The organism is Oxalobacteraceae bacterium OTU3CAMAD1 (genome assembly GCA_024123915.1).
Lineage (GTDB): Bacteria > Pseudomonadota > Gammaproteobacteria > Burkholderiales > Burkholderiaceae_D > Rugamonas.
In genome coordinates this window covers 2,524,352-2,537,498 of the sequence record CP099650.1, presented here as the reverse complement: position 1 = coordinate 2,537,498, position 13,147 = coordinate 2,524,352, and the positions used below count along the sequence as shown (strand labels likewise).

The 13,147-nt window shown below is 56.7% G+C and carries 11 protein-coding genes and 1 tRNA gene; 2 read left to right on the top strand and 10 right to left on the bottom strand.

From position 1 onward, the window contains the following. The first annotated feature begins 116 nt into the window (after window positions 1-116). Window positions 117-1,055 (top strand): hypothetical protein, encoded by a 939-nt coding sequence (locus NHH88_10875; GenBank protein ID USX16251.1) that lies wholly within the window; start codon window positions 117-119, stop codon window positions 1,053-1,055. Between the two features lie 37 nt (window positions 1,056-1,092). On the opposite strand, the gene NHH88_10870 is transcribed toward NHH88_10875, so the two are convergent. Then, window positions 1,093-1,542 (bottom strand): Hsp20/alpha crystallin family protein, encoded by a 450-nt coding sequence (locus tag NHH88_10870; protein USX16250.1) that lies wholly within the window; start codon window positions 1,540-1,542, stop codon window positions 1,093-1,095. A gap of 238 nt (window positions 1,543-1,780) precedes the next feature. On the opposite strand from NHH88_10870, the gene NHH88_10865 reads away from it, so the two are divergent. Further along, window positions 1,781-2,938 (top strand): sterol desaturase family protein, encoded by a 1,158-nt coding sequence (locus tag NHH88_10865; protein ID USX16249.1) that lies wholly within the window; start codon window positions 1,781-1,783, stop codon window positions 2,936-2,938. A gap of 68 nt (window positions 2,939-3,006) precedes the next feature. Here NHH88_10865 and NHH88_10860 read toward each other — a convergent pair. The 9 genes from NHH88_10860 to NHH88_10820 form a co-directional block, all read right to left on the bottom strand. Beyond that, window positions 3,007-3,082 (bottom strand) — tRNA-Asn (locus NHH88_10860). A gap of 56 nt (window positions 3,083-3,138) precedes the next feature. Continuing rightward, a complete protein-coding gene (locus tag NHH88_10855) occupies window positions 3,139-5,328 on the bottom strand; it encodes a TonB-dependent receptor (protein USX16248.1) in 2,190 nt (729 codons plus the stop codon). 460 nt (window positions 5,329-5,788) lie between these two features. Further along, window positions 5,789-6,472, bottom strand: a complete 684-nt coding sequence (locus tag NHH88_10850) for a DUF3334 family protein (GenBank protein ID USX16247.1) — start codon at window positions 6,470-6,472, stop codon at window positions 5,789-5,791. Between the two features lie 10 nt (window positions 6,473-6,482). Continuing rightward, window positions 6,483-6,752, bottom strand: a complete 270-nt coding sequence (locus NHH88_10845) for a hypothetical protein (GenBank protein USX16246.1) — start codon at window positions 6,750-6,752, stop codon at window positions 6,483-6,485. 163 nt (window positions 6,753-6,915) lie between these two features. Next, entirely contained in the window at window positions 6,916-7,119 is a 204-nt protein-coding gene (locus NHH88_10840; protein ID USX16245.1) for a hypothetical protein, read from the bottom strand. Window positions 7,120-7,255: 136 nt separating this feature from the next. Further along, on the bottom strand, window positions 7,256-7,702 hold the full coding sequence (locus tag NHH88_10835; protein ID USX16244.1) for a hypothetical protein: 447 nt from the start codon (window positions 7,700-7,702) through the stop codon (window positions 7,256-7,258). A 542-nt stretch (window positions 7,703-8,244) separates the two neighbouring features. Then, complete coding sequence (locus tag NHH88_10830; GenBank protein USX16243.1) at window positions 8,245-9,771, bottom strand: potassium channel family protein; 1,527 nt, start codon at window positions 9,769-9,771, stop codon at window positions 8,245-8,247. 81 nt (window positions 9,772-9,852) lie between these two features. After that, window positions 9,853-11,622, bottom strand: a complete 1,770-nt coding sequence (locus tag NHH88_10825; protein ID USX16242.1) for an ATP-binding protein — start codon at window positions 11,620-11,622, stop codon at window positions 9,853-9,855. Between the two features lies 1 nt (window position 11,623). Then, on the bottom strand, window positions 11,624-12,859 hold the full coding sequence (locus NHH88_10820; GenBank protein ID USX16241.1) for a hypothetical protein: 1,236 nt from the start codon (window positions 12,857-12,859) through the stop codon (window positions 11,624-11,626). Between the last annotated feature and the right edge of the window lie 288 nt (window positions 12,860-13,147).

The window sequence follows — 13,147 nt, the reverse complement described above, 5'->3', positions numbered from 1 at the left end:
CAAAGCAAAGTCTGGCCGCCGGATGGACACTGGCAAGCGACCGGGTCAATAACGTTTCATCGTAGGCCTGATCGGCGATCGGCGTGAAAGACCAGATCAAATTCGAAGGGAATATTGTGGACACATCGAAACGGAAGCCGGACTTGATGGGAACGTCGAGCGCACCAACGGACGGCGCCAAGCGCATCCTCGCGCATCTGGAGCACGGCGCGCGCCTGCCGGCGTCCAAGCCGGCGCGCGCCGCCAGCTGGGCTATCGACGGATGGACCGTGGGCCTGGGCCTGCTGCTGCTGGCGATGTGCGGCATCGCCTGGATAATGCATGAAAGAAGCGCCCCATCGGGCGGTTTCAAGACAAGCTATAGCAGCACGCGCACATCGCCTCGGTATGCGCGAATGGATGAGAAGATACAGGCAAGCACGCGGCTGGAAAATGCCAACGTGGACCCGGGGGAAGTGATCGTGGAGCCGGCTGAACTGCCGGCGGCGATCGTGAACGATCCGGCGTCGCAGCAGGCGCAAAGCAGGAATGAGATTCAAGCAATAGCGGAGACAACGACGGCGCCGCGCGCGATGGAACCGGCGGCCTACACGCTGCCTGCAGCCGTGGCGGGGACGCCAACGCCGGGGCCAGCAACATTGGCCGCCCATGCACCGCGCGTCGCCTCGGTCGGCGCCACGTATCAAAAGCCAGCCAGCACCAGCGCCATCAACAAATATAACGGCGCCACCAACACCAACACCACCGCCGCCAGCGCCGCGACTCCGCGCACCACGGCGGCCCCGGCTGCGGCATCACGCGGCAAGACAGCTGCCCCGCCCGCCAATGACACCGATGTCGCGTTGCTCACCGCACTCGTGGCGCACGCCGGCAAGCCCGCCGTCGTCGCGCCCGAACGCAGCCGCGACATCGTCGAGCGTCGCGAAGGCGACAGCACTGCTGACCTGCTGGCGCGCTGCAAGCAGCTGGGCCTGATCGAGGGCATGCTGTGCCGCTCGCGCATCTGTTCCGGACGCTGGGAATCGGACGCGACCTGCCGCGCGCCGGCAAATTGATTGCCGGCCGGGGGTGATTTGAACTTTATTTAATCTGTTATTGAATCGCCAGCTGTTTGCCGCCAGTGCCGACTTTTTTCGGCAAGGTCAACGTCAGCACACCGTTCTCATACCGAGCACCGGCCTGGTCGTCATCGACCTCCTGCGGCAGCGTAAAGCTGCGATGCAGCTGGCCGTGGTAGCGCTCGCTGCGCAAGGTACCACCGGCGCCGCCACCGTCCGCGCTCTTCTCCTCCTTGATTTCCGCCGTCAGCGAGACCTGGTTGCCATTGACAGCAACCTTGATGTCCTCCTTCTGCACGCCGGGAATCTCGGCCTTGACGGTGTACTCCTTCTCCGTCTCGGTCACATCCATGCGCATGCGCGGGGTTTGCTCCTGGCGCCACACCTGCGGCGAGAAGTCACGGAACAACTCATCCATATCGCGGAAGGGATCGAAGCGGGCGATGTCTCGGAACGGATCGAGACGCATCAGACTGTTAGCCATAATATCCTCCTGTGGCTAGTGGTTGAATATGCCAATATGATAGGAAGCGACCCGGCACCAGGTTTGATCTGCGTCAAATGAAAATTGCCCCATGTGGTATTGCAACGACCAGTAGCGAAGTAGCCTGCCACGGCATCGGTAGCGAAAGTTGATACCAGTCAAGGCCCTCGCAAACCCAGTGCTCCTAAGTTGGGTTATCATTTCCAATATTGCAGATTTGCAATATTTGGAGGGTGTGATGGAATACAAAGTCATCAGTCAGGTCGGTACCGCGGTTCAGGAGACGAGCGACCTGCTCAAGCAAAGCGGACCCCTGTCGAAGGGAGTCGGATTAGCCAGCGGCGTGCTGGCGTTGACGCTGGCGATACTGTCTTTGCTTGGCGTGGCGGCGTTCCACTACCCGCAATACTTGACCACGCCCGAACTGCGCCAGGCCTACTCGCCAGATGTGATACGCCATATCCTGTTTGCCGCGCTGGTGCTGTCCGGCTCGATCAGCCTGCTCAATGTGCTCTTCAAGCGCAGGCGTAGCCTCAACGCGGTGGCGGGCGCGCTCGTGCTGATCAGCGTAGCGGCCGGCGGTTCCCACGTGCCTGTCGCCGATTTCCCCGACCACACGCCGTACATTGGCCTGGACTGGTTCATCCTCGATCTGCTCGGCTCCACCATCATCTTCGCCGCGCTGGAAAAACTCTTCCCGCTCTACAAAGGCCAGCTGCTATTCCGCAAGGAGTGGCAGACCGACATCATTCACTTTGCCTTCAACCACTTCATCGTCGGACTAGCGTTGCTAACGGTGAACTTCGCCATCCACGGGCTGTTCGGCTGGATGCTGAACGATAGCGTGCATGACGCGGTTCAAGCCATTCCATTCATTCCACAGCTGCTGCTATGCATCCTGGTGGCCGACCTGGTTCAATACTGGTTCCACCGCAGCTATCACGAGGTGCCATTCCTGTGGCGGTTCCATGCGGTACATCATTCGGCCAAGACCATGGATTGGCTGGCCGGTTCGCGCCAGCATATGCTCGAACTGATCTGCACCCGTGTGGGTGTCCTGGGCGGGCTGTACGTACTTGGCTTTGAGAAAAGCGTGATGGATGCCTACATCCTCATCGTCGGCTTCCAGGCGGTGTTCAACCATGCGAATGTGCATCTGCCGTGGGGACCATTGAAGTACGTGCTCGTCACGCCGGATTTCCATCACTGGCATCATTCTTCCGACGACGTCGCCATCGACCGTAACTACGCGGCGCACTACGCCTTCCTGGATCACTTGTTCGGCACCGCCATCAAGGGTCAAAAGGGCTTCCCGGAAAAATATGGCGTGCAGGGCGACTACATGCCGGATGGGTTTGTGAACCAGCAGAAGTTCCCGTTCACCCCGCAAAAATAGTTCATCGCGCCCTGGAAAGCAAAAAGCCCAACCTGTAAAGGCTGGGCTTTTTGGATACTACTAAATTCTGGCTCCCCGACCTGGACTCGAACCAGGGACCTGCGGATTAACAGTCCGTCGCTCTACCAACTGAGCTATCAGGGAAAAGAGGCCGCATTATATACGGCCAATTTCTAGCTGTCTAGGCTAGCGGGCAAAAATCAGAAACCGCCCTTGAACTGCACACCGAACTGACGCGGCTCGTTCACCATGCCGGTCAGGTTGTTGAAGTCGATGGCGCCGATGATGCGCTGGGTGTCGGTGATGTTGCGCGCGAAAGCGGCCACTTCGTACTTGCCGCCATCCCAGTTGTAGCCCACGCGCAGGCCGCCTTCAACCATCGACTTGCCGGTGAATTCCTTGGCTTCGTACAGGAAGAAGTTAATCTTGCTGCGATACGACCAGTCGGTCAGCACGAACAGGTTGCCGTTCTCCAGCGCCCAGTTGTAGCGCGCGGTCGCGTTCAGGATGTACTTCGGCGCCTGCGGCAGCGGGTTGCCGTTGATGTCGACGCGGCCGGCCGCGTTGAGCGGATCGGTCACGGTGCACGAACCGCACTTGGCCACGGACAGGCTCGGGTCCTTGATCTTGGTGAAGTTGTACGAACCGCCAGCCGAGACCTTGAACGCCGGCGTGATGAACGCCTCGAAGTCCGCTTCGACGCCGCGACCGTCGGTCTTGGCGGCGTTGATAAGACGGGTGACGTTGGAGTTACCACCGACCACGGTCAGCTGCTGGTTCTTCACTTCGTAGTTGTAGACGCTGAACGAAGCGCGCGCGCGGCGGTTGAACAGGTCGGCCTTGACGCCGGCTTCATACGAAGTGATGGTTTCGGCGTCGGCCACGGTGATTGGCACCGATGCCGAGGCGGCAGCGATACTCGGCGCGCGGAAGCCGGTCGCCACGCGGGCGTACGAGCTCACGTCCGGGCTGATCTTGTAGGTCAGGCTCATATCCCAGCTGGCTTTGCTCTTGCTCTCGTCGATCGACTGCGGGCCGGCCAGCACCACGTTCTGGGCTTCGACGGTGCGGAATTCCTTCTCGTCGTGCGTGTAGCGCAGGCCGCCGCGCAGGATCAAGTCCTTGGACAGATCGTAGGTCACCGAACCGAACACGGCAGCCGCCTTGTTGGTCTGATGGCTGGCCAGGTGCGAAGTTTGCGCGCCGCTGGTGCTGTTGAAGTTGTCGCTGAAGCCGTCGGCGCTTTCCTTGAAGTAGTAGACGCCGGTCTGCCAGTTCAGCGGACCCGCGTTCTTCGATTCGACGCGGAATTCCTGGCTGTACTGGTTCAGGCCGGTCAGGCCGCCACGGGTCTCGACCTGGAACGGGATGAAGCCAGGACCTGCCGGGTTGCCGCCGTCGATGTCGCCACGACTGGCGTAGTTATCCACGCCTTCGTAGCCGGTGATCGAGAACAGCTTGACCGAGCCGAGGTCCCAGGTCAGGCGGGCGTTGGCGCCGTTGGTGGTCAGCTCCTGGCCGTTCTGGCCGTTGGTGGCGATCTGGTTGAAGTTGTAACCATCGGCGAAGTCGTTGGTGCCCTTCTTGATGATGTTGGCGCGGAACAGGCGCGCGCTGCCGCTGGTCGACCGCGCGTGCACGTTGAACAGGGCGTTGAAAGTGGTGCTCGGGCTGTACAGGAACTGCACGCGCTCGGCGTGTTCGTTGTAGCCTTCCAGCGAATCCTTGGCGCCGGTGAAGGTGTTGTCGACGAAGTCGTCGCGGTGCTGGCGCAGGGTCGATACGCGCATCGCCCACTCGCTCGACAGCGGCACGTTGGCGGCCGCCTCGAGGTTGACGGTGTTGTGCGAGGCCCACGACAGGCTGTAGTAGCCTTCGACCTGTTTCAGGTTCGGCTTTGCCGATTCGAACTTGACCACGCCGGCCGGGGTGTTGCGGCCGAACAGGGTGCCCTGCGGGCCGCGCAGCACTTCCACGCCGGCCATGTCAAACATCGGGAAGCCTTTGAGGATGCCGTTTTCCTGCACCACGTCGTCATACACCAGCGAAACCGGCTGCGAGGCGAAGGTGCTGAAGTCGGTGTTGCCGTAGCCGCGAACGTAGAAGCGCGGGAAGGTACGGCCGTTCGACGATTCAACGTTCAGCGATGCCACTTTGCCTGCCAGCAGGCGGATGTCCTGGCCGCCGGACAGCAGCACGTCCAGCTTCTCGTCCTTGAGCAAGGTGACCGACACCGGCACGTCCTTGATGTTCTCGGCGCGGCGCTGGGCCGTCACGACAACGGTTTCCAGTTGCGCATCGGTCGCGGCGGCTTGCGCGAAAGCGGAACCGATAGGCATAACAGCGCTCAACGCCAGTAGGCGCTTGTGCATCTTAGACAATTTGATCATTCAATTTCCCGATTTAAATGTAATGCAAAGAGTAAAAAACAGCGTCTCCTGTTCCCTCTTTCGGTGACACCGCACGGTCATCTGGCGTGACCATTGCAGCGCAAGCGGGCCGCTTGCGGGCCGCTTTCGGCAAAACTGGACCGCCCCGCTACTCCACCGTATGGCGTGAACGGGATCGAATCCGCATCTTGATTGATGTCTAGAATGCACCGACATGCAGAAAGGCGGTATTTTCAGCCATTGATAGCATGTATTGCAAGACGAATATATCGATAGTCGAATTAACTGTTAGAAATTCGGCGGCTACTATGATGAAACTGAATAATAGAAGGCCGCCTTGCGGCGGCCCTGCAACAACGGTGTCGAAAAAACACCAACCATTTACATCTTCTACACACGATAACTGTGTTGAAAATCCCACAAGCTGGCCGTATCGGGCGCCCGCCTGGGTCTCGGCTACTTACATGCCCAACGATTTGAGCAGGTCCGAGTTGTCGTCGGGGTCGTCCACCGGGGACGGTGTCGACGCGTTGTCCTTGTTGTAGGCGTCGTCGATCAGCGTTTGTGGATCGTGCTCGGCCGAATCAAAGTCATACAGCTTGATGAACTCGGTACGGTCGATCGCCAGCTCCAGGTAGAAGATGTTGTTCTTCTCGGTGTAGAAGGTGACGCGGCGCATTTCCGGACGGTCCAGCGGCGTGTCGACGCTCAGCATCACCTGCTTGGTCAGCACCAGCATCTTCGGCTGGTTCTGCGTGATGTTGGTCTGCAGCTCGCGCCGCACCTTGCCGGTGAAGTCGCCGACGATCTGGTTCATCAGCTCGCCCATGATGTTGGACACCTCGTCGGAGGTATGCGAACTGGCCAGCTCGGACTTCGGCATGCCCATGTGCAGCATGTAGCGCTCGTAGATTTCCATCGCGGTATCGGCGGCGAAGTTGAGCACCACTAGGCCGGTGAAGCCGCCGTCGAACATCACGAAGCAACCGATGTCCGGCTTCAGGCCGGTCTTGGTGATCCTTTGCACCATGCCGGAATAATTCACTTTGCTTTGCGTGGCGACATTCAGCACGCGGGCCACCGAGTTACACAAACTCATCAACAAATCTTCTGTACCGTACACGACATCCTTTTCTTCGCTCATGGGGCAACCTCTATTTACTTTTTATCGATGACGGCGCTGCTTCATGGTTCAGCGCCAAACGAAATATGGCCACCTCGCTCAGCAAGCGGGCGACCTCATCTTTCCATTCCTGATTTTGTGCCGTCGAGGGCGGCATGGCGGCCAAGGTGGCGCGCAAGACCGCGACCTCGCGCTCGAGTTCAAGCACCCGCCGCATGCTCTCGACCGTCTGACCGGTAGTGACCATAACGTCCTTTGTGGCCGAAATAAAATCAATAATATTGAGAATACCGAGGTGCAAGATTCCCGTCCACCTGATTCACACATTTGCGTCTGTTTTCGGTGCCGAAATGCAAAACTCTGTGCTGGACGGGGCGGCCAGGGGTTGGAATGGGGCCGGCAAGTAAAAAGCCACGTCGCATCGACGTGGCTTGGTTAGAGAATTGCGGCGGGGCCGGGTGGCGCTACTTGCCGGCGCCGCGTTTCTTCCGCTTTGGCGCCTTGGCCAGCGGGAAGAGCGCCTCGGTCCAGACCTTGCTCATCTGGGTCATATTCTTCGCGGTTTCGCGTTTGACAGCCGCCGTCGCCTGCGCCCTGGCGGACCCGGCAACTTGATTGGCAACACGGTTGGCTTGACTGAGGAACATGCTCATGAAAGGATTTTTCATATCGGCACCTGTTCGTAGGGAGTGAGTGCCAACATTACAACATTGGCACGAAGGTCGCTGTTCGTTACCCCACCGAGCCGATGCATTGCGCAGCCGGACGTCGGCGTACCGGTGCCCAGGGACAGGGCTGCATTAACTAATTCTTGGCCGTAGAATCCGGTCTCTGCCGGGAATCAAAATCCTCCCGCATTTTCTTCAGCAAAGCCGCCGTTTCCTCGACTTGCCTTTTAACCTCGGCTTGCGCGGCCGAGGTATTTTTCCCAGATTCAAATGACGCCACCATGTTGGACAGCACGGTCGCATTGAACGCGGCAACACCAAACACGATGGCAAAAACGGCACTGATAGCCGTGACGATGATCGTTGTCTTTAAACCCGAGATGGCGGACCGTGTCTCCGATCTCAATTCAGATAGTGCCGTCTCCATCCGCTCCATCCTGCCATCGGCATGACGTGACCGCTCATCGACCAGCGCGGTGGAGGTGGCCAGCGCGGCCTCAATGCGTGCGACACGCCCATCCATGCGGCTCTCTACAGCCTCAAACTTGGCATCGACGAAGTCCCTGTCTGGTGAAGTGACCATGGAATTATCTTCGCGCGAGACTTCGGCACTGTCAACCGAAGTCCTTACACTAGCACTTACTCGTCTGACGGAGCTCAACGAACCCGAATAATTCGCTCGATATCATGGCCGATATCTACCAGAAGACCGGAAGGTACCGTTACTTTATCCTCCTCGCCGCCGCGTTCACCACTAGCACCGACTGCCAACGTGTCGGGAATAAACAGGCCCTGAACGCAAAAAGCCCAACCGGTGAAGGCTGGGCTTTTTTTATCTTGCTGTATTCTGGCTCCCCGACCTGGACTCGAACCAGGGACCTGCGGATTAACAGTCCGTCCCGCTTTAGGCCGGAAACCCGCATGGATACTGCCCCTTCACGAAAGTTATCGGGAATATTTCTTTGAATTCTATCAGCTTTTCCCCTAGGGGACGCAGCGAGTATCGAAGAATATTCCCCATCTTGTAATACCATCACATCGTTAATGATCTAAGCTCCCCTAACTCATTCGCTATCCAATGCAAGTTCTTGAGGGATAAATGCGTCCTCAGAATGCAAGACGTTCCTAGTATCTGCTACGGTTGGAGAAACCGGCTACGATCAGTCCTATCGTAAACGCCCCAATCAGCGCTTCGGACCCTGCTAGGTACTTTAGCAGGATCGTTTTCGGCAATATGTCCCCGTAGCCAAGGGTCGTGAACGTCACAATCGAGAAATAGGCGCTATCCCATAGGTCCATGGGGACAGCAATACCCTTGTCGTTCGGCCATTTGAGCACACTGTATACGCCCGCATACGACATGATCACTCCCAATGCAACAAAAACAATTCTTGACGGGCGTTCCCCGTACCCCCAAATCAACCATTCGAATCCTGACGCAAGCCAGCGGAGCCGAGACCTCATCAGTGGCGCGAGGTACTTAGGCATTAGGTGCATCTTCAGCTTCGAAATGGCAGCCTTATAGAGCTCGCGAGGCAGGTCTTCTTGGTTGTAAAGCCCCCTGCGATACGAGTCCATTACCGCAGTCAGCCGTCCTCCGTGCGGTATGCCTCGAAACGCCTTTGTGTCGGCATAGTAAGGATGAAAATACGACTTCCGTTCGAAGACTCGCTCCCTGTAGTAACAATCAGAGGCTTCCTGCCGAAGCCCGCTACTTTGATATGCTGCTCGAAGCAGTCGATAGGTAGTCGCGACTTGCACTGGCGAGCTGACCTTTCTTGGCGAGAATTTCAATTCCCGCAATTCGCAGTTTTGAATGAGGGGCGCCATAGCGGACTCTACGAAACCCATGCGATAGACAAAGGAATCGCTTAGGCGTAGCGCTTGTACGTCCGTCTCTTCGAAGTAGAAATCTTGAAGCTTCGCCCCCTTCGCGATGAACTTGTTAAGCGCACACTTGTAGAACGTGAAGAATGCGATTTCAGTATTTAAGAAGGTGATTTCCCTCAGCGAGCTGTAGCTGATGGTCGTCCAATATGAGCCATGGAAATCTTCCTCTACCGTTAAGTAATCGAGGTCACAAAAATCGAGATTCCGCGACCCAATGACGACAGAGCGCTTTAGCGTTGTCTGACCGAGTTTAAGAACGACGAAGTCCCGAAAAAGGTGGGCCTGCGTAACGCAGCCTTCAACGTTGAGTCCCGACCAGCTGCCGTAGCGGAACTCGTCGGTCACCTGCTGGTTTGCTTTGTCCCAGGTAAAGAAGCGCTTCCGCCCAAGTGTCCTCTTGGCCCATTTAAAATACGGCTCAATTTCTCCAAGAATTTCAATCTCACGGTGACGCTCACGCCACCAGTCTCTGGCAGCATCCATGTCGCCCTCTCTGCATTCGATCACGCTGATATTCGGGAAGTCGCAGGGCCTTCTGAAAACAACCTTGTTCTTCTCACCCTTAAAAAGATCTCCAGTGGGAATTATCCGGAGGGCTACATCCATGCCGAACGGCAACAAGTCGAGCCAATCTCCGAACCCCGGGAGCAGCCCTCGTAAGTACTCAAAGAGCTGGGGCAGGTCATTTTGTGCCCGCCACTCATTGAAACTATGGGGCGGCAAGCTCCAGAGTCGCTCTGGGTCGGGATAGGGTGTATTCATGAGTATTGCTTCGATATTTCAAAAAGAGGGACGCCCTTGGCGAGTCATCATCAGCGCGGTACCTATTCTGTGCGAACCGCCTTACTCCTTCAGCCAAGTTTTCTTGATGGTCTCGAAGGCCGGAGTCATCCACTCTTTCTTCCACAATTCAAAATAGGGGATATCGCTTGATGATGGCTCCGGTGCGCACAGGTTGATTTTCACGAGTGACGGCATGACGACGGATTCACCAATCAGGAGGGCCTCCCCGGCCCCAAGCGTCGGCAGCTTGTCACTGAGGTTTCCAAGGGTGTCAGGGAGCAGACGCGCGACGTAGCTTTGGTCACTCGGGTTCGTTAAGCGCATTGCTAGGAAATTGCTGCACTGGGAGAAGATCGTTTCCGAGATCTCGGACGGACGCTGGCTAGAAAGCAGTAGCGTAACCCCGTACTTACGCCCCTCCTTCGCGATCCGTTCAATGGACATTTTCGACGCGCGGTACTTCGCGAGCTCGCTGTTGGGAACGTACTTGTGAGCTTCCTCATATACGAGGAGGATGGGAGCGTCGTTGTTGATCTTTTCGCCAGCCCCGCTGCGCAGCATTTTGTAGTAATAGCCGTACTCGAAAAGTATGCGGGAAATGAGCGATACCGTGATGCTCAGTACCTCAAATGGCACGCCACTCAGATCGATGACGGTGACGTTCGATTTGGTCGTGCCGTAGCCGAGGAGGGTTTGCAGCGTGCCCTCAAGTGTCGCGGCGTCGGCAGCAGAACCGAAGAGGAAACTCAAGCGGTCTTGGGATACCTTGGACTCGAAGCGCGTAAAGAACTTGTCCAGCGTCCCATCGGCGTAATCCCCCTTTGTAATGCTCTGCGCCTTCGAGGTGTGAAAGTCGAGCCTTGCCCCGAAATACTTTTCGAGTCGCTCTGAGGCAGAAAGCTGCAACCCGTGGGTGGCATCGGTCTTGCCTTCCGCAAGTAGCGTGTAAGAGCCGTCGTTGACCATATAGCGGGACTCGTTTTTCGCGTTTAGGGTCTCGCTCTTTATGTTGTACAGCGCGTTGAGGACCTCCTTGATCTTGAACTGCAAAGGGCTGTCGTAGAATACGGATGCGGCCGTTGGATTGTGCTTCCTTTTATTTTCCGTGACGAGGTTTCGGAAAACAGACGACTGGTTGTAGTTGTCGCGTTCCCCGGTATCGAGCAGGATTTCTTCCAGTTCCTCGCTGTTCAGGAGCCAATATGGAAGATTGAGATTGCCGATATCCAGGAAGTTAGCATTTGGGAAAGCTGTCCGATACTCGGAGTGGATGTCGAAAATTACGACGCGGGAATTGTTGAGCGCGTACCCGCCGTCCTTCGCGGCCACTGCCGTTTGGACGATGCTTGAAATCGTGTGTGACTTGCCTGCGCCGGTCGAGCCGACGACCGCAATGTGCTTGTTGAAGAACCGGTTTCCGTCCACCGGGATGCTGATGCCCGCATTAGCTGCCAGCGTGCAGAAAGTGAATTTCTTGTTCTTGTGAACCGATTCTTCAAAGATCTTCTTGATATCGGCTTCCGTCGCGGGCACTACCCCCGTCGGGGGAATGGTCAGCGTATCACCGCCACGGATGAACTTGCCGTCGCGGATAATGCCCAAGGGCAGAGCCTCTATGACGTGGCGTCGCTTGTCCTGGTCGGTCACTTCGATGCAGAAATTTTCGATGATCGCGATGAGGGCGCAGTCTTCGTTGTCCGTGACCTTTAGATAGGAACCCACCTTGATGGGTTCGCCGCCAGAGAAAGCAGCAATGTCCTCAACCGAGATCCTTACTTTGTCGGGGAAGACTGCGATCACTTCTGCATGGGTCTTGTTTTCGGTTGTCATACTAGATGGCTCCGTTAATAAAATACACCGTATCGATTTTTATTTTGTTGTGGGGGACGCCGGTCGGCACGGTAGCCGCGTCTAGCGCCGATGTCTTGAAGAAGTCGAATATTTCCATCGTCGATCCGCTGACTGCCGCCGCGACTTGTACGAGCTGCGAAGGCAGTCCGATGAACTTGAACTTCGTCAGGTTGTCCTTGGTCGGAGGGCGTGCGAGCCGTGCTGCCGAGAATTGCGCGCCGTCGAAAGCATGGCCGTCAGCCAGTTCCAAGCCGTGCGCAAGCAGGTTCTCTTTCAGCGCGACCAGTTCTCCTGGCGAAATTCCAGATAGCAGGATAAATGGGCAGAACCGGTCGTCGGCAGGAGTGCGTGCGTTCTCGACGTGCGAGAACCGGTTTCCTATCTTGATGAGCAGCTGTGTCAGGTTTGGCAGGTCGAATTCCGACGTGGCATCCAACGCGAAAACGCGCACCGACTTGGGCACTCTCGTTGACGAAGGAAAACGGAAATGCTTCTTCTTGACCGCACGGGCATAGTATTCGTCACCGAATTTTTTACGCAACCAGACGCTGAACACGAGGTCCTTGCGATTCACTGCTTCAATGAACTTGGCTTTCGTGATCTTTCGGTCTTTGGCATCAGCCTGGATAGCCAGGGACTGAATCACGTTAATGGCGTTCGGATAGTAGAATGCCTCGGCATCCTCCTGCTGGCAGCCGGGAATCTGCGATTTCAGGAGCCGCTTCGCTTCATCCTGCTGGTCGTCGTAGGACTTAGCCCGAATGTCAATTTCAAGAAGGGCTTGGAAGCGTGCCAGCTCCTCATCGGTAACGGCAAGCTCGTTGTGCATCTCATGCGTTACGCCCTTGGACGTGTAAGTAAGCAGGTGCTTCTTCATAAACGCAATGTCAAGAACTGCGGGAAGCTTTTCCTGTCCTGCGCTGTAATGGCCGTAGATACGATAGCGGGAGCCTTTGGTAACAGGGCAACCGTCGCCCTTGAAATGCCGCAACATGTGAATCACCGCATCCTTGATGACGGAATGGTTGTAGTCAGTGGCCTCGTAGTATTTGCACTGGGTTAGTACGCTTTCACCGCCCGTTTCAAGATCGACGTCCTCGATGCCTTCGACGGTAATAGCCGAGGTCGGGGAAGTCGCGGAAAGGACCTGTACCACCGTGTGGTCGAACTGGTAAAAGTAACCCTTGATCGTTGCGTTGGCAGAACGGTTGGTCATTGCTAGATTCGGCTCGAAATGATGTCTGGGTCGATTGCCTCTTCGTGCGAGGCAAAGGCTAATCCACGGCAAGGCGCACTGTCCGAAGAAGGATACGGATGAGTGAACCCAATGCAAATCCAGGAGAGAAAGCCTTCCCAAAAAGCAACGTGAATTATTTACTATACTCCATAATTCACCATGGAAATACGCGCTTTCTCACCAGTCTGGCACTTCATCGTGACGCATCGGGCACCGAAGCGGTTGTGACACGGGGGGATCTGAATCGCGAATGAGTGTCTACGGAGA